The 17196-nt window shown below is 64.1% G+C and carries 16 protein-coding genes; 13 read left to right on the top strand and 3 right to left on the bottom strand.

The features are described 5' to 3' along the window. Position 1 precedes the first annotated feature (1 nt). Entirely contained in the window at positions 2-1417 is a 1416-nt protein-coding gene (locus tag ACNFCJ_RS03175; RefSeq protein WP_017363443.1) for an acetyl-CoA carboxylase biotin carboxylase subunit, read from the bottom strand. Between the two features lie 155 nt (positions 1418-1572). On the opposite strand from ACNFCJ_RS03175, the gene ACNFCJ_RS03170 reads away from it, so the two are divergent. Together ACNFCJ_RS03170 and ACNFCJ_RS03165 are read left to right on the top strand one after the other, a co-directional pair. Then, complete coding sequence (locus tag ACNFCJ_RS03170; protein WP_013717861.1) at positions 1573-2547, top strand: LysR family transcriptional regulator; 975 nt, start codon at positions 1573-1575, stop codon at positions 2545-2547. A gap of 70 nt (positions 2548-2617) precedes the next feature. Further along, positions 2618-3805: an XdhC family protein gene (locus tag ACNFCJ_RS03165; RefSeq protein ID WP_416769774.1), complete on the top strand. Its 1188-nt coding sequence runs from the start codon at positions 2618-2620 to the stop codon at positions 3803-3805. A gap of 138 nt (positions 3806-3943) precedes the next feature. On the opposite strand, the gene ACNFCJ_RS03160 is transcribed toward ACNFCJ_RS03165, so the two are convergent. Next, positions 3944-6184, bottom strand: a complete 2241-nt coding sequence (locus ACNFCJ_RS03160; protein ID WP_416769773.1) for a molybdopterin cofactor-binding domain-containing protein — start codon at positions 6182-6184, stop codon at positions 3944-3946. 14 nt (positions 6185-6198) lie between these two features. Beyond that, positions 6199-6657: a (2Fe-2S)-binding protein gene (locus tag ACNFCJ_RS03155; RefSeq protein ID WP_416769771.1), complete on the bottom strand. Its 459-nt coding sequence runs from the start codon at positions 6655-6657 to the stop codon at positions 6199-6201. 250 nt (positions 6658-6907) lie between these two features. On the opposite strand from ACNFCJ_RS03155, the gene ACNFCJ_RS03150 reads away from it, so the two are divergent. From ACNFCJ_RS03150 to ACNFCJ_RS03100, 11 genes are all read left to right on the top strand, one after another. Beyond that, positions 6908-7579, top strand: coding sequence for a GntR family transcriptional regulator (locus tag ACNFCJ_RS03150; protein ID WP_125874525.1), 672 nt, complete (start codon positions 6908-6910; stop codon positions 7577-7579). 268 nt (positions 7580-7847) lie between these two features. Next, positions 7848-8783 carry a 4-hydroxyproline epimerase gene (locus ACNFCJ_RS03145; protein ID WP_416769770.1) on the top strand — a complete coding sequence of 312 codons (936 nt, stop codon included), beginning with the start codon at positions 7848-7850 and terminating at the stop codon, positions 8781-8783. Next, the gene (locus ACNFCJ_RS03140; protein ID WP_416769769.1) at positions 8780-9889 is read left to right on the top strand and encodes an NAD(P)/FAD-dependent oxidoreductase; all 1110 of its coding nucleotides are present in this window, start codon (positions 8780-8782) and stop codon (positions 9887-9889) included. Before ACNFCJ_RS03145 ends, ACNFCJ_RS03140 begins: the two co-directional genes overlap by 4 nt. Beyond that, positions 9882-10118: a (2Fe-2S)-binding protein gene (locus ACNFCJ_RS03135; protein WP_125874522.1), complete on the top strand. Its 237-nt coding sequence runs from the start codon at positions 9882-9884 to the stop codon at positions 10116-10118. The genes ACNFCJ_RS03140 and ACNFCJ_RS03135 overlap by 8 nt, the downstream gene beginning before the upstream one ends. After that, on the top strand, positions 10115-11350 hold the full coding sequence (locus ACNFCJ_RS03130; RefSeq protein WP_416769766.1) for an FAD-dependent oxidoreductase: 1236 nt from the start codon (positions 10115-10117) through the stop codon (positions 11348-11350). Before ACNFCJ_RS03135 ends, ACNFCJ_RS03130 begins: the two co-directional genes overlap by 4 nt. A gap of 70 nt (positions 11351-11420) precedes the next feature. After that, entirely contained in the window at positions 11421-12173 is a 753-nt protein-coding gene (locus ACNFCJ_RS03125) for an AraC family transcriptional regulator (protein ID WP_178112551.1), read from the top strand. Between the two features lie 251 nt (positions 12174-12424). Continuing rightward, a complete protein-coding gene (locus tag ACNFCJ_RS03120) occupies positions 12425-13243 on the top strand; it encodes a transporter substrate-binding domain-containing protein (RefSeq protein WP_125874520.1) in 819 nt (272 codons plus the stop codon). A gap of 99 nt (positions 13244-13342) precedes the next feature. Continuing rightward, the gene (locus ACNFCJ_RS03115) at positions 13343-15154 is read left to right on the top strand and encodes an aconitase X (RefSeq protein WP_143505701.1); all 1812 of its coding nucleotides are present in this window, start codon (positions 13343-13345) and stop codon (positions 15152-15154) included. After that, complete coding sequence (locus tag ACNFCJ_RS03110) at positions 15147-15812, top strand: amino acid ABC transporter permease (protein WP_125874518.1); 666 nt, start codon at positions 15147-15149, stop codon at positions 15810-15812. The genes ACNFCJ_RS03115 and ACNFCJ_RS03110 overlap by 8 nt, the downstream gene beginning before the upstream one ends. Before the next feature lie 12 nt (positions 15813-15824). After that, positions 15825-16475 carry an amino acid ABC transporter permease gene (locus ACNFCJ_RS03105; protein ID WP_125874517.1) on the top strand — a complete coding sequence of 217 codons (651 nt, stop codon included), beginning with the start codon at positions 15825-15827 and terminating at the stop codon, positions 16473-16475. After that, positions 16468-17190, top strand: coding sequence for an amino acid ABC transporter ATP-binding protein (locus ACNFCJ_RS03100; RefSeq protein ID WP_125874516.1), 723 nt, complete (start codon positions 16468-16470; stop codon positions 17188-17190). Before ACNFCJ_RS03105 ends, ACNFCJ_RS03100 begins: the two co-directional genes overlap by 8 nt. The last annotated feature ends 6 nt before the right edge of the window (positions 17191-17196 follow it).

Genomic DNA, 17196 nt, shown 5'->3' with positions numbered 1-17196 from the left:
CCTACAGGCCCGCGTGGGCAGCGATGGCGGTGGCGATGGCGATGGCCAGGTGCGACGGGTTGCGCTTGATCGAGTATTGGGTCAGTTCCGGGTGGCTTTCGACGAAGCTGGTATTGAACTGGCCGCTACGGAATTCCGGGTTACGCAAAATTTCCTGGTAATAGGGGGCGGTGGTGCGCACGCCCTGCACGCGCATGTCGTCCAGTGCGCGCAGGCCACGATCCATCGCCTCTTCCCAGGTCAGCGCCCAGACGATCAGCTTCAGGCACATCGAGTCGTAATAGGGCGGAATGGTGTAGCCGGTGTAGATCGCCGTGTCGGTGCGCACGCCAGGGCCGCCGGGCGCGTAGTAGCGGGTGATCTTGCCGAACGAGGGCAGGAAGTTGTTCTTCGGGTCCTCGGCGTTGATACGGAACTGCAGGGCATAACCGCGATGGATGATGTCTTCCTGCTTGACCGACAGCGGCAGGCCGCTGGCGATGCGAATCTGCTCACGAACGATATCGATGCCGGTGATTTCCTCGGTGATGGTGTGTTCCACCTGCACCCGGGTATTCATCTCCATGAAGTACACCTCGCCTTCGGCGAGCAGGAACTCCACGGTGCCGGCGTTCTCGTAGCCCACGGCCTGCGCCGCACGCACGGCCAGGTCACCGATGTAGGCGCGCTGCTCGGGGGTGAGCTGCGGGCTGGGGGCGATTTCGATCAGCTTCTGGTTGCGGCGCTGGATCGAGCAATCGCGCTCGTACAGGTGCACGGTGTTGCCGAAGCTGTCGGCGAGGATCTGCGCCTCGATGTGCTTCGGATTGACGATGCATTTTTCCAGGAAGACTTCCGCGCTGCCGAAGGCCTTGGTCGCCTCGGAAATGACGCGCGGGTAGGCCTGCTCCAGTTCCTCGCGGCTGTTACAGCGACGAATGCCGCGTCCACCGCCACCGGAGGTGGCCTTGAGCATCACCGGGTAGCCGATACGCTCGCCTTCGCGCAGCGCCTCGGCCAGATCAGCAACGTTGCCTTCGGTGCCCGGGGTGCAGGGCACGCCAGCGGCCATCATGCTGCGGCGCGCTTCGGTCTTGTCGCCCATGCGACGGATCACTTCCGCGCTCGGGCCGATGAACTTGATCCCACGCTCGGCGCAGATTTCCGCCAGTTCGGCGTTCTCGGACAGGAAGCCGTAGCCAGGGTGCAGTGCATCGCAGCCGGTCTCTACCGCCAGGTTGACCAGCTTGCGCGGGTTCAGATAGCCGGCCAGCGGGTCTTCGCCAATGCTGTGCGCTTCGTCAGCGCGCTTGACGTGCAATGCATGACGGTCCGCTTCGGAATAGATCGCCACCGAGCGAATGCCCATCTCGGCGCAGGCCCGCACGATGCGGACGGCAATCTCACCACGGTTGGCGATCAGTATTTTTCTTATCACGATCCAATCCTCAGCGCAGAGCTGCAAGGGCCGCTGCAACAGTTGGTTGCAAAACGTGGTGAAACCCTATCCGGCTATACGAATTAACAAAAATGAATAATTATTTGATCGCGCATAAGTAATTACTTATGGATTGATCGAGTGAGGGCGAAAACGTGCGTAAAACCCTGCTGCGCATGACGCTGCGCCAGCTTCAGGTGTTTCGGGCGGTGTGCGAGCACGGCTCGTACAGCCGCGCAGCCGAAGAGATGGCGCTGACCCAGCCGGCGGTGAGCCTGCAGATTCGTCAGCTTGAGGACCTGGTCGGCCAGCCGCTATTCGAGTACGTCGGCAAGAAGCTCTACCTCACCGCGGCCGCCGAAGCACTACGTCGCGCCAGTAGCGATATTTTCGGCCGACTGGAAAGCCTGGACATGCAGTTGTCGGACTTGCAGGGCTCGCTGCAGGGGCAGCTCAACCTGTGCGTGGAATCCAGCGCAAAGTATTTCATTCCCCACTTGTTCGCCGATTTTCGCCGCCATTACCCGGAAGTCGTACTCAACCTCACGGTGGTCAACCACGCCCTGGTGGTGCGCCGCCTGACCCAGAGCCGCGATGACCTGATGATCATGAGCCAGGTGCCGCAGGACCTGGCGCTGGACTTCATGCCTTTCCTCAACAACCCGATCATCGCCGTGGCACCGCCCGACCACCCGCTTTGCGAGGCGGACAGCCTGCAGTTGCAGGACCTGACTGCCTACCCTTTGCTGACTCGCGAAAGCGGCTCGGGCACCCGCCGCGCCTGCGAGGAGTACTGCCATCAGAAACGTGCACACTTCCCGCACACGCTGGAGGTCGGCTCGCTGGAATCGCAGCGCGAGGCTGTGCTGGCCGGGCTCGGCATCGCGCTGCTACCGCGCCATGCCGTACGCCTGGAGTTGCAGTACGGCCTGCTGCGCGAGCTGCCAGTGGCCGAACTGCCACTGCAGCGCAGCTGGTGCGTGGTGAATATCCGTGGCCGACGCCTGTCCCCGGTGGCACAGGCGTTCGTCGACTTCATCCGCACCGAGCGCGCGCATATCGGCAAACTGGCCGAACGCTTTCAGGCAGGCAGCGCAGGATCGGGCAAGAATCTCGCAGGATCGGCATAACCCTTCTTCACTGAGATACGGGACATTGCCACCCTGGGGTCGCTTCAAAAAATCTGCCTGGGAGAAACCTATGCTGTCGGGAATCAGCGCTCTGCTCGATGCCGTCCGCACGCTCGAATGCGACGATGGCCAGGCCGTGCTCGCTACAGTGGTCAAGGTCGAGGGTTCGGCATACCGCCGTCCAGGCGCGCGCATGCTGATCCCACTCTACGGCGGCACCGTGGGCACCATCAGCGGTGGTTGCCTGGAATCCGAAGTGGCGAAGAAGGCCTGGTGGCTGACCGATAGTGGCGAAGCCGTGATCCGCCGTTACAGCACCGCCACCCAGGACGACGACGACGATCAGGACGCCGCACTGACCTTCGGCCTCGGCTGCAACGGCACCGTGCACGTATTGCTCGAACGCCATAGCGCGGAAAAGCCGCTGGCAGTGCTTGGGCTATTGCGCCAGGTGCGCGAAAGCGGCCAGGCCGGGGCGGTCGCCACGGTAATAGGTAGCTATCGCAACGCCCGCGTACGCGTGGGCGAGCGTCTGTACCTGCATCCATCGCTCAGCGGCAACGGCCGCCTGCTCGATTCCGCAATCGACGCCGAGGTTCGCGCCGATCTGCAACGAACCCTGACCGACGGCCGCTCCTCACTGCGCAACTACCGTGATGCGCGTGGCGAGATCGAGGTCTTCTGCGAATACCTGGCACCGCAGCGACGCCTGGTGATCTTCGGCGCCGGGCATGACGCCCAGCCGCTGACGCACATGGCAAAGCTGCTGGACTGGCACGTCACCGTGGTCGATGGCCGCGCCCATTTCGCCCGCGCCGAACGCTTCCCCGACGCCGACGCCGTGCTGCAGGTCGATGCACAGCCGCCCTATGACCTGCATACGCTGACCAACGACGCCATGGTGGCGATCATGAGCCACAGTTACAGCCAGGATCGCCACTGGCTGGGCAGCGTTCTGCAGGGCGCGCCTGCCTATATCGGCCAACTGGGACCGCGTGACCGCACCGAACGTCTGCTGGACGAGATTCGCCAGCACAGCCCGCAGTTGCCGGCCCTGGAGCGCCTGCACTACCCCATCGGCCTGGATATCGGCGGTGATACGCCGGAGAGCGTCGCCACGGCGATCCTCGCCGAGATGACGGCCGCCATTAACCAGCGCACAGGCGGCATGCTCAAGCATCGCCAGGCGGCGATCCATACACCAACGCCGCAGGGCGCAAGCGAGCTGGAAGCAGCACCCCGTTTGACCGCCCTCTGAGCGCACCCGACACGAGTCCGTAGGAGCGGCTTCAGCCGCGATCCACCGCAAAGCTCGCCGCTGAAGCGCCTCCCACAGCGCCTTCACAAACCAAAACGCCCGAGCAATTGCCCGGGCGTTTGTTTACCGCGTCTTCGGTCAGGCCTTGATCTGCGCCGGGAACGGCAGCTTGCGCAAGCGCACGCCGGTCGCTGCGAACAGCGCGTTGGCCAGCGCCGGAGCCAGCGGCGGCACACCGGGCTCACCGACGCCGGTCGGGTTCTCCGCGGACGGCACGATATGCACCTCGACCTTGGGCATCTCGTTCATGCGCAGCACCTGGAAGTCGTGGAAGTTCGATTGCTCGACCCGCCCTTCCTTCAAGGTGATCGCACTGTGCCGGGCAGCCGCCAGGGCGAAGCCGATGCCGCCTTCCATCTGCGCCTTGATCACATCCGGGTTGATCGCGATGCCGCAGTCCACCGCGCATACCACGCGGTCCAGACGATAGCTGCCATCGGCCTTCACCGTGACCTCGGCGACCTGCGCCACGAACGAGCCGAACGACTCGTGCACGGCAATGCCACGCCCGCGCTTCTCGCCCTCGGCACCCGCCGCCAGCGGTTTGTCCCAGCCGGCCTGCTTGGCGGCCAGCTCCAGCGCACCGCGGTGACGCGGATGACTTTCCAGCAGCGCATGACGGAAGGCGTAAGGGTCCTGCCCTGCAGCGACGGCGGCCTCATCGATCATGGTTTCGGCGACGTAACCGGTGTGGGTATGACCGACCGAACGCCACCACAGCACCGGCACCTTGATATTGGTCGGCGTGCTCAGCTCCACCTGCAGGTTGGGCACGGCGTAGGAGAGATTGGAGAGACCCTCGACCGAGGTATGGTCGATGCCTTCCTTGATCATGAAGGGCTCCATCGAGGTACCGGTCATGATCGACTGCCCAACGATACGGTTGTGCCAGGCCTGCAGCTTGCCGGCCTCATCCAGGCCGATGCGCACGCGGTGCAGATACAGCGGCCGGAAATAACCGCCACGGGTATCGTCCTCACGCGTCCAGACCATTTTCACCGGCGCATCCACGCCCTTGTCGCGCGCGGCCTTGGTAATCGCCACCGCCTCCAGTAGATAATCCGACACCGAGCTGGCGCGACGGCCGAAACTGCCGCCGGCGTATAGCTGGGTCAGCGAGACCTGTTCGGGCTTGAGGCCCAGATAGCTGCTGATGATGGCCTGATCGACGGTCTGGAACTGCTCGCCGTTCCAGATTTCGCAGCGGTCGCTGGAGAGTTTCACCAGGCAGTTCAACGGCTCCATCGCCGCGTGCGCCAGATAAGGAAACTCGTAGTCGGCCTCGACGGTTTTCGCCGCCTGGGCCAACGCCGCATCGGTATCGCCCTTGCTCGTGGCCGGCAGGCCTGGCTTGCCCGCATCGTCGCGGTATTGCGCGAGAATTTCCTCGCTGCCCAGGGTGAAAGCCTGGCTCTCGTCCCAGTCGATCACCAGCGCATCGCGGCCCTGGCGCGCCGCCCAGGTGTTCTTCGCCAGCACGGCGACGCCCGAACGGCCATGGGGCAGATCGCGAAACTCCACCACCTCGACCACATCACGCACGGCCTTGGCCTTGCTGCTGTCGACCGAGCGCGGCACGCCGCCGAAACGCGGCGGATAGGCGACCATGGCCACCAGCATGCCGGGCAGCTTGAAGTCCTGGGTGAAGATGGCGCTGCCATCTGTCTTGCCCGGGCTGTCCTTGCGGCGCAGCTCGCGTTTGCCGATCAGCTTGAAGTCCTTCGGGGCCTTGAGCTGCACCTGTTCCGGCACCGGTAGCGAGGCTGCCGCCTCGACCAGCTCACCGAAGCCGGCACTGCGACCTGAGCCGGCGTGACTGACCACGCCCTTGTCGACGCTGATTTCACTCACCGGCACGCTCCAACGCTGCGCGGCAGCCGCCACCAGCATGGCCTTGGCGGTCGCACCGGCATTGCGCATCTGCTCCCAGGAGTTGGCCATGGCGGTGCTGCCGCCGGTACCCTGCATCGGGCCAAAGGCGAGGTTGTTGTAACGCTTCACATCGGCCGGCGCGCCTTCGACGCGCACCTTGTCCCAGTCGGCATCCAGTTCTTCGGCAAGCAAGGTGGCCAGGCCGGTGTAGCTGCCCTGGCCCATTTCCAGGTGTTTGGCCAGGACTGTCACCGTGCCATCGAGGTCGATGCGCACGAAGGCGTTCGGCTCCAGCGGGCCGCCTGCTGCGGCCAGCGCATCCATACCGCGCAGCAGCGGCGCGAAGAAAATGCCCAGCGCCAGGCCACCGCCACCCTTGAGCAGGGTGCGACGGCTGACATTGAGGATGCCGCGAGTGGCGCTATCGGGAGTTTCGATCTTGCCCATGTCTATGCGCCTCCTCAGGCCAGTTTGTCGGCAGCTTCGTGAATCGCGGCGCGAATCCGCACGTAGGTCGCGCAGCGGCAGATATTGCCGCTCATGGCCGCATCGATATCGGCATCGCTTGGCGCCTTGTTGCTACTCAGCAAGGCCGTCGCCGCCATGATCTGCCCGGACTGGCAGTAACCGCACTGCACCACGTCGAGTTGCCGCCAAGCCTGCTGGACCACCTTGCCCACGGCGTCCTCGCCGACCGCCTCGATGGTATTGATGCGCTTGCCGGCTACCGCCGACACTGGCGTGATACAGGAGCGGGTCGGCTGACCTTCGACGTTCACCGTGCAGGCGCCACACAGCGCCATGCCACAGCCGTACTTGGTGCCGGTGAGATTGGCAACGTCGCGCAAGGCCCAGAGCAGCGGCATGTCGTCGGCCACGTCAAGCTCGTGGTCCTGGCCATTGAGATTCAGGGTAATCATGGTCTGCCCACCTTGTTCTGATGGTGTCTAATGGTTCCGGCATGGCTTGCCGGTGGTCACGGTCAACCCCGCACACAGGGGGCCAGATCATCACTGTAGTGGGCACAAAAGCACCTGTCGCCGCCGACCACAGAGATCGGCAGAACCGGGCAATAAGTTCGTAGAATCGGGCAAGCCGATGGATGGCACCTGCGTTTCGCTCATGAAATTTCGTATAAAGTATATTAAGCAACCATCAGAGTAGTCCGCCTTGCCTCTTGCCCGCTTCAACGCCCCCAACCTCGGCCTTACACCAACTGCCTCGGAGGTCATAGCCAAACACCTGCGTGACGCAATCGTTGCGGGCGATATCGCTGAGGGCGAGCCAATCAGGCAGGACGACGTGGCGAGCCTGTTCAACGTCAGCAAGATTCCCGTACGTGAAGCGCTCAAGCGTTTGGAGGCCGAAGGCCTGGTCATGTTCCAACGTAACAAGGGAGCTGTCGTAACACGCATCTCCGAGCCGGAACTGGCGCAGATGTTCGAAGTGCGCATCCTGCTTGAAGACAAAGTGCTGCGCCTGGCCATCCCCAATATGACCGAAGAGACCTTCGCTCACGCCGAAAGCATTTGTGAGGAGTTCGTTGGCGAAGTCGATGTGGGTCACTGGGCCGAACTTAACTGGAAGCTGCACGCCTGCCTCTACGAACCAGCCCAGCGACCTTTTCTGGTCAGCCTCATCCGCTCGATCCACGACAAACTGGAACGCTATTTGCGCATGCAGATGAGCCTGTCCGAAGGTAAGGATCGTGCTGATCACGAACATCGTGCAATCATCGATGCCTGCCGTGCAGGCAATGTAGATCATGCAGCTGCACTGCTCGACGAACATATAACCGGTGTCTGCAGCAGCCTCTTCGCACATCTGCCGGGCCATCGCTGATCCTCCGTCGAAAGCAGCGCCAGCTCGGCAGTCTGCCCCAGGCAGCCCTGGCGCAATCTGCCGATCAGTGGCAGATCTGCCTGCATACCGCATCGAGCAAAACGTTGTAGCCAGATGAGCGACACAGCAGCTTCCACATCAACCGGTAGCAGAAGGTCGAGCTTGTGACTGTGCTAATTTCATCATCCGATTGACACAAATCCTTCAAGCCGGAGCGGCCGCCTCGCGTCACTCTGTAGCCACCCAAATGGCACACAGGCATGGTCACATGAAACGCATCGAGGTAATCGACTCCCACACCGGCGGTGAACCGACCCGTCTGGTCACCCGCGGTTTTCCTGACCTGGGCAACGGCAGCATGGCCGAGCGCAAGCAGTTGCTGGCCAGCCAGCACGATCAATGGCGTGCAGCCAGCGTGCTCGAGCCGCGCGGCAGCGACGTGCTGGTCGGTGCCCTGTTATGCGAGCCTGTCGATCCCAGCGCCTGTGCCGGAGTCATCTTCTTCAACAACACCGGCTACCTCGGCATGTGCGGCCACGGCACCATCGGCCTGGTGGTTTCCCTGGCGCATATGGGCCGCATCGGGCCAGGCGTGCACAAGATCGAAACCCCGGTCGGCACCGTCGAGGCGACCCTGCACGACGACCGTTCGGTGAGCGTGCGCAACGTACCTGCCTACCGTTACCGCAAGGCGGTAACACTGGATGTGCCAGGCCACGGTAACGTAACCGGCGACATCGCCTGGGGCGGCAACTGGTTCTTTTTGATCAGCGAGCACGGCCAACGCATCGCTGGCGATAACGTCGAAGCACTTACCGCTTACACCTATGCGGTGCAGAAAGCGCTGGAAGAGCAAGGAATTCGTGGTGAGGATGGCGGCCTGATCGACCATATCGAGCTGTTCGCCGATGACGCCGAAGCCGATAGCCGTAACTTCGTGCTCTGCCCCGGCAAGGCCTACGACCGCTCGCCCTGTGGCACCGGTACCAGCGCCAAGCTGGCCTGCCTGGCCGCCGACGGCAAGCTGCTGCCCGGCTCGATCTGGCGCCAGGCCAGCGTGATCGGTAGCCAGTTCGAAGGCAGCTACGAGCAGGCCGAAAACGGCCGCATCATCCCCACCATTCGTGGCCGGGCCAATATCAGCGCCGAGGCCACCCTGCTCATCGAAGAAGATGATCCGTTCGCCTGGGGCATCGTTCCGTGAGTGACGGCGCCGACTTCATCGTCATCGGCGCCGGTATCGTCGGCGCCGCCTGCGCCCATGAACTGGCCAGCCGTGGCCAACGCGTGCTGGTGCTCGACGCGGGCCTGCGTGCGGCGACGGCTGCCGGCATGGGCCACCTGATCGTGCTCGACGACAACCCGGCCGAACTGGCGCTCAGCCAGTATTCGGTGCAGCGCTGGCGCGACTGGTCACGGGACATGCCGGACGACTGCGCCTATCGGCAGAACGGCACCCTGTGGCTGGCCGCCAATGCCGAGGAAATGGCCGTGGCCGAGGCCAAGTATCAGGTACTGCGCGAGCATGGCCTGGACTGCGAGCTGCTCGGCGCGCAAGCCCTGCGCAATGCCGAACCAGAGCTGCGCGACGGTCTGCACGGCGGCCTGCGGGTAATCGGTGACGGCATTCTCTATGCACCCAACGCGGCGCGCTGGCTGCTCGACCATCCACTGATCGAGTACCGCCAGGCGCATGTCGTGGAGATCGACGGCAACCGAGTACGCCTGGAAAGTGGTAGCAGGCTCAGCGCCCAAGCGGTGATCCTCGCTGGCGGTACTCATGCCAGCACACTATGCCCGGAACTGCCGATCGAACCGAAGAAAGGCCACCTGCTGATCACCGACCGTTACCCGGGGCGAATCAGCCACACCCTGGTGGAGCTGGGTTACGTCACCAGCGCGCACAACGCCACTGGCCCGTCGACCGCCGCCAATATCCAGCCACGCCCAACCGGCCAGCTGTTCATCGGCGCCTCGCGGCAGTTCAATACCACCGACCCGGAAATCGAACCGTGGATGCTGGCGAAGATGCTGCAGCGCGCCGTCGATTACGTGCCAGGCCTGGCCCAGCTCAACGGCATCCGCGCCTGGACCGGCTTTCGCGCCGCCAGCCCGGACGGCCTGCCGCTGCTCGGTGAACATCCGCAGCGCCCCGGCCTGTGGCTGGCGGTCGGCCACGAAGGCCTCGGTGTTACCACCGCGCCGGGCAGCGCCGACCTTCTGATTGCCCAGTTGCTCGGTGAAACCGCGCCACTGGCGCTGGAACCCTATCTGCCGCAGCGCTTCGCCGGAGTACGCGCGCATGCCTGAACTGATTCTCGACGGCCACCCGCTGCAGGTGGCCCCCGGTACCACGGTCGCCGCCGCGCTGATGCTCGGCGGTGATGGCACCAGCCGCACCTCGGTCAGCGGCCAGCGCCGTGCGCCGGTGTGTGGCATGGGTATCTGCCAGGAATGCCGGGTAACCATCGACGGCCAGCGCCGCCTGGCCTGCCAGACCCTTTGCCGCGATGGCATGCAGGTGGAGAGCCGGCCATGAAGGTGGACATCCTCATCATCGGTGCCGGCCCTGCCGGTATGGCCGCCGCCCTGGCTGCCGCGCCGAGTGGCGCACGCATCGCCGTGCTCGACGACAACCCCGCCGCTGGCGGACAGATCTGGCGCGACGGCCCGCAGGCGCACCTGCCGCCGCTGGCCCGCGAGCATCGCAGACGGCTGGAGGCACAGGCCAACATCGAGCTGCTGCCGGCCACCCGCGTGGTCGCCCTGGCCGGGGCCAAGGCGCTGCTGGTGGAAGACCCAGAGCAGGGCCGCGTCATCGCCTACGACAAGCTGATTCTGTGCACTGGCGCCCGTGAGTTGTTAATGCCGTTTCCCGGCTGGACGCTACCCGGTGTTACCGGCGCCGGCGGCCTGCAGGCGCTGATCAAGGGTGGCATGCCGGTGGCCGGCGAGCGCATCGTCATCGCCGGCAGCGGCCCATTGCTGCTGGCCAGCGCCGCTACCGCGAAGGAAAACGGTGCCCAGGTCGTAAGCATCACCGAACAGGCGAGTTGGTCAGCGCTGGCCGGCTTTGCCGCGCAATTGCCACGCTGGCCACACAAGCTGCTGCAATTGTTCGGCCTGTTCCACCCTGGCTACCGGGCCAACAGCCATGTCGTCGAAGCCCTGGGTGATGGGCGCCTGGAAGCGGTGCGCCTAAATAGCGGTGGGCAGATTCGCGAAATCGCCTGCGACCGCCTGGCTTGTGGCTTCGGCCTGATTCCCAACCTGCAACTCGGCCAGGCCCTGGGCTGCCGCATCGACAACAACGCGATTGCCGTCGATGCCTGGCAGGCCACCAGCCTCGCCGATCACTACGCCGCCGGGGAAAGCACCGGTTTTGGCGGCAGTGAAAAAGCCCTGGTCGAAGGCGCCATTGCCGGCCATACCGCAGTGGGCGACCATGATGCGGCGCAGCACCTGTGGCCACAGCGCCAGCGCTGGCATGGCTTCGCCAGTGCGCTGAACGCCACCTTCGCCCTGCGTGACGAGGTGAAGAACCTGGCCAAGCCGGACACCCTGATCTGCCGCTGTGAAGATGTGCCGCTGGCCGCAGTCACCGATCACCACGGTTGGAGCCAGGCGAAGATGGCCAGCCGTTGCGGCATGGGAGCCTGCCAGGGGCGCATCTGCGGCGGTGCAGCGCAGGCCTTGTTCGGCTGGCAGCCAGCGGCGCCACGCCCGCCATTCAGCCCCGCGCGTATCGGCACCCTGCTCCACCTGCAGTAGCGTCGTTCGAGCACTACCCAGGTGGCCCTTCGGGCCGTATGCTCAGGAGCCACCACCTACCAGTCCCAAGATGCTAGACCTTCTGCCACGCTCCACGCTCACCGACCTACCCACACTGCTCGCCAGCCTTGCGGCGATCGCGCCGTTACTGGATGCAATGCCCGGCGTGGTGTTCTTCATCAAGGACCCCCAGGCGCGCTACATGATGGTCAATCAGACGCTGGCACGGCGCTGCGGCTTCAAGGACAAGCAGGAGCTACTCGGGCGCACCGCCGAGGATGTCTTCCCATCGCGTCTGGGCCCGCAGTACACCGCCCAGGATCTACAAGTTCTTCACGCCGGCTCACATCTGGAAAACCAGCTTGAGCTGCACCTATACCCCGAACACCTGACCGGGTGGTGCCTGACCCATAAGCTAGCCTTGCGCAATGTTGCCGGTGAAGTGATCGGCATGGCCGGAGTATCGTGTGACCTACAGGCAGCACATGACACGCATCCGGCCTACCAGAGGCTGGCCGTGGTGGACGACTATATCCGCCAGCACCACGCGCGCCCTATCAGCCTGGCCGAGCTGACCGAGTTAGCAGGATTGTCCGTGGCGCAGCTGGAACGTCTGTGCAAGCGGATCTTCCAGCTTACCCCACGGCAAATGATTCATAAGGCACGTCTCGGCTCCGCCACCCAACTGCTGCAAAGCGACCTACCGATCACGGAGATAGCCCTGCGCTGTGGCTATACCGACCACAGCGCGTTCAGCCGCCAGTTCAAGGCATTGACCGGGCTTTCCCCGAGCCAATACCGCGATGCCCAGCGCTATCGCTGACAACACGTTCCATTTAGGGGCAAACACACACACAGCATGCTTCATTATGTAACACGGTGACACTTACCCGCCGCCTCGCATCGCGACGAGCGCTGCTCATTCCTCGCTATATCCCTCGCCAAATAAGGGCTGCCATTTTGCCACTGAGTTCAGGGCAAAACCGGCACAAGCCTTGCTAATCAAATATCGTATACGAAATCCCCTGATGCACGTTTCATCTGCCAACCCATCAATCAATAATGAGGCTGCACATGAATAGAAAGACTCTCGCCATTGCCCTCGGCACCGCCCTGAGCGCCTCCCTGGCGGCAACCGCTCAAGCCGACAAGCTCGACGACATCATCGGTTCCGGCAAGCTGCGTTGCGCCGTGACTCTGGACTTCCCACCCATGGGTTTCCGCGATGAGAAGAACCAGCCCGCCGGCTTCGACGTGGACTACTGCAACGACCTGGCGAAGGTCCTCGGCGTCGAGGCCGAAGTGGTCGAAACCCCGTTCCCGGATCGTATTCCCGCACTGGTCTCCGGCCGTGCCGACGTGATCGTCGCCTCCACCTCCGACACCCTCGAGCGCGCCAAGACCGTGGGCATGACCGTGCCCTACTTCGCCTTCCAGATGGTCGTGCTGACCCGTGAAGACGCCGGCATCAGCAGCTACGCCGACCTCAAGGGCAAGAAGCTGGGCAACACCAGCGGCACCTACGAGGCCATCGCCCTGGAAAAGGATCAGAAGGCCTGGGGTGAAGGCAGCTTCCGCGCCTACCAGTCGCAGAACGACACCATCCTCGCCGTGGCCCAGGGCCATATCGACGCCACCGTGGTGACCAACACCGTGGCCGCCGCCACCCTCAAGTCCGGCAAGTACAAGGGCCTGAAAGTCGCCGGTGACGCGCCTTTCGTCGTCGACTACGTGTCCCTAGCCGCCAAGCGCAACGAGTATGGCCTGCTCAACTACCTCAACCTGTTCGTCAACCAGCAGGTGCGTAACGGCCGTTACGACGAACTGTGGCAGAAGTGGGTAGGCGACGAAATCAAGCCGGCCAGCCTGACCGTACCGGGCGTGTACTACTAAGCCCAGGTGCCAGCGCGCCGCCTCGCGGCGCGCTCTCCCCTTATCGCGCTCGTGTGCTCCTGCAGCACCCGAGCTTTCTCCCGCAACGGAGCCCCATCGATGTCTGCAACCGTGGAACGCTCACTACCCAGCGCCGCTGTCGACCTGCTGCAGGGCCGCAGCCTGGTGGCCGGCCGCGCCGAGGGTGAGTTGCTGTTCGCCGACATGGGCCTGAGTTTCTGGGGCGGTGTCGATCCGTTCAGCGGCGAGGTGATCGACCGCCACCATCCGCTCAGCGGGCAGAACCTGGCCAGGCGCGTGCTGGCGATTCCCAGCGGGCGCGGCTCCTGCACCGGCAGCAGCGTGATGATGGAGCTGCTCAGCGGCGAGCATGCGCCCAGCGCACTGGTGCTAGCCGAGGCCGACGAGATTCTCACCCTCGGCGTGCTGGTGGCCGAGCTGCTGTTCCAGCGTTCCATCGCCGTGCTGTGCATCGGTCACGAAGCCTTTGCCCGGCTGCGCGGGCAGGCTTATGCCCGCCTGGACGGTGAGCGCTTGCAGCTTTATCCACAGCGCCCGGTCGATGCCCGGCCAACCGGCGTGGCATCACTCGCCGGGCAGCGCCCGTTCAGTACCCATCTGAGCCTGAGCGAAGACGATCAGGCGCGGCTCGATGGCGAGCAGGGCAAGGCGGCCCAGGTCGCCATGCAACTGGTGCTACGCATGGCCGAGCTTCAAGGCGCCAGCGAACTGCTGGACGTCACCCAGGCGCATATCGACGGCTGCATCTACACCGGCCCGGCCAGCCTGCGCTTCGCCGAACAACTGGTGGCCTGGGGCGCCAAGGTATGTGTGCCGACCACCCTCAATTCGATCTCCGTGGATCAGCGGCGCTGGCGCGCACTGGGCATCGACGCGGCATTCGGCGAACCGGCCAGCGCCCTCGGTGATGCCTACATGGCGATGGGCGCGCAGCTCAGCTTCACCTGTGCGCCCTATCTGCTGGACAGCGCACCAGGCGAGGGCGAGCAGATCGTCTGGGCGGAATCCAATGCGGTGGTCTACGCCAACAGCGTGCTCGGCGCCCGGACGCTGAAGTATCCCGATTACCTGGATATCTGCATTGCCCTGACCGGCCGTGCGCCGAAGGTCGGCTGCCACCTCGATGAGCAGCGCAAGGCCGCTCTGCGCATCGAGCTGCCGGCGCTCGACGGCCTGGACGACGCCTTCTATCCATTGCTCGGCTATCACGTCGGTCTGCTCTGTGGCAGCCGCATTCCGCTGGTCTGTGGTCTGGAACGGGCGCAACCGACGCTGGACGATCTCAAGGCCTTTGGCGCCGCCTTCGCCACCAGCTCGGCAGCGCCACTGTTCCATATCGCTGGTATCACCCCGGAAGCACGCGACCCACAACGGGTTATTCACAGCGGTGCAACGCTGCAGACAGAGCAGGTCAGCCACGCCGACCTACGCCGCAGCTGGGATGAGTTGAACAGTGCCAGGGAAGCCAGGGTCGGCCTGATCGCCCTCGGCAACCCGCATTTCTCGTTCAGCGAATTCGCCCACCTCGCCACCCTGTGTGCCGGCCGCACCCGGCACCCGGAGGTCAGCCTGGTGATTACCAGCGGCCGCGCGGTGCTCGAACAGGCCCGCGCCGCAGGCCATGCCGCCGTGCTGGAAGCCTTTGGCGCGACCCTGCTGAACGATACCTGCTGGTGCATGCTCGGCGAGCCCGTGGTGCCGACAAACAGCTCCACCCTGATGACCAATTCAGGCAAATACGCCCATTACGCGCCAGGGCTGGTCGGTCGCTCGGTGCACTTCGCCAGTCTGGCCGAGTGCATCGAGGCCGCCTGCTCAGGCCAAGCCAGCGGTCGCCTGCCGCGCTGGCTGCAACCCGCTTTCCCTGTGGAGAACCCCACGCATGTTTGATTACACCTTCCAGTGGCGCCAGGCGTTCAGGGCTTTGCCCGACATGCTCGCCGGTGCCTGGGTGACCTTCGAGACGGCCGCCCTGTCGATGATCTTCGGCGTACTCATCGCCCTCGCGCTGACGGTGATGCGCGAGCTGAAGAACCCGCTGGCACGCGGCTTCGCCAACACCTGGGTATCCATCGCACGCAACACGCCGTCGCTGTTCCAGATCTACATCCTCTACTTCGGTTTGGGCTCGATGGGCTGGCACGTCAGCTCCTGGATCGCCCTGCTCGCCGGTATCACCTTCAACAACGCCGGCTACCTGGCGGAAAACTTCCGCGGTGGCCTCAAGGCAGTGCCCGACACCCAAGTGCGGGCTGCACGCTCGCTGGGCATGAGCGCCTTCCAGGCCTACCGGTTGATCGTCGTGCCGCAACTGCTGCGCATCGTCTTCTACCCGCTTTCCAACCAGATGGTCTGGGCTGTGCTGATGACCTCGCTGGGGGTGATCGTCGGCCTCAACAACGACCTCACCGGCGTCACCCAGGACTACAACGTCAAGACCTTCCGCACCTTCGAGTTCTTTGCCATCGCGGCGGTGCTTTATTACCTGATCGCCAAGGCGATCGTAGCGGTAGCCCGGCTCATGGCCTGGCGCCTGTTCCGTTACTGAGGAAGCACTTACATGTTCAATACCAGCTTCACCTGGAACGACTTCCTCTTCCTGCTCGACGGCGCCTGGGTCACCCTGCAACTGACCTTCTGGGCCATCCTGCTCGGTTCCTTCGCCGGCCTGTTGTTCGGCCTGCTGCGTGCCCTGCTTCCGCGCGCCACCCTGCCACTGGCCTGGGTGCTCGACGTGTTCCGCAGCGTGCCGCTGCTGATCCAGTTCGTCCTGTTCAACTCGTTCAAGAGCATCGCCGGCATCGATATCAGCGCCTTCACCGTGGGCTGCATCGTGCTCGGCATCTACGCCGCCGCCTACTTCACCGAGATCGTGCGGGCCGGCGTGCTGTCGGTGCCGTTCACCCTGCGCCGCGCCAGCCGTTCGCTGGGCCTGAGCTACCTGCAGGACCTGCGCTACATCGTCCTGCCGATGGCCACCCGCGTAGCCTTCCCTGGCTGGCTGAACCTGGTGCTCAGCGTGATGAAGGACACCGCGCTGGTCATGTGGATCGGCATCGTCGAGCTGCTGCGCGCCTCGCAGACCATCGTCACACGCATTCAAGAGCCGCTGCTGGTGCTGTGCATCGCCGGCCTCATCTATTACGTCATGAGCCTGGTCGTCGCCCAACTCGGCGCCCAGCTGGAAAAAAGGTGGCAGGAAAATGATTGAGATCGACAATGTCCACAAATCCTTCGGCGACCTCGAAGTCATCAAGGGCGTCAGCCTGACGGTGAACAAGGGCGAGGTGGTGTCGATCATTGGCGGCTCCGGTTCCGGCAAATCGACCCTGCTGATGTGCATCAACGGCCTGGAGTCGATCAAGAGCGGCAGCATCCGCGTCGACGGCACCGAGGTGCATGCGCCCTCCACCGACATCAACAAGCTGCGGCAGAAAATCGGCATCGTCTTCCAGCAATGGAACGCCTTCCCGCACCTGACCGTGCTGGAAAACGTGATGCTGGCACCGCGCAAAGTGCTCGGCCTGAGCAAGCAGGAAGCCGAGGCCATCGCCGTGCAGCAACTGACCCACGTTGGCCTGGGCGAGAAGCTCAAGGTGTTCCCCGGCAAGCTCTCTGGCGGCCAGCAGCAGCGCATGGCAATCGCCCGCGCACTGGCCATGAGCCCGGACTACATGCTGTTCGACGAAGCCACCAGCGCCCTCGACCCACAACTGGTGGGTGAGGTACTCGACACCATGCGCATGCTCGCCGAAGACGGCATGACCATGGTGCTGGTGACCCACGAAATCCGCTTCGCGCGGGACGTGTCCGACCGTGTGGCGTTCTTCCGCAACGGCCTGGTGCACGAGATCGGCACGCCCGATCAGGTAATCGGCAATCCGCAGAAGCCGGAAACCGCTGATTTCCTCAAGTCGGTCAATTAAGAGGGT

This window comes from Pseudomonas sp. NY15364 (assembly GCF_048068235.1).
Lineage (GTDB): Bacteria > Pseudomonadota > Gammaproteobacteria > Pseudomonadales > Pseudomonadaceae > Aquipseudomonas > Aquipseudomonas mendocina_D.
Note: the sequence above shows the minus strand (reverse complement) of the source record. Positions and strands in the feature narration are given on the sequence as shown.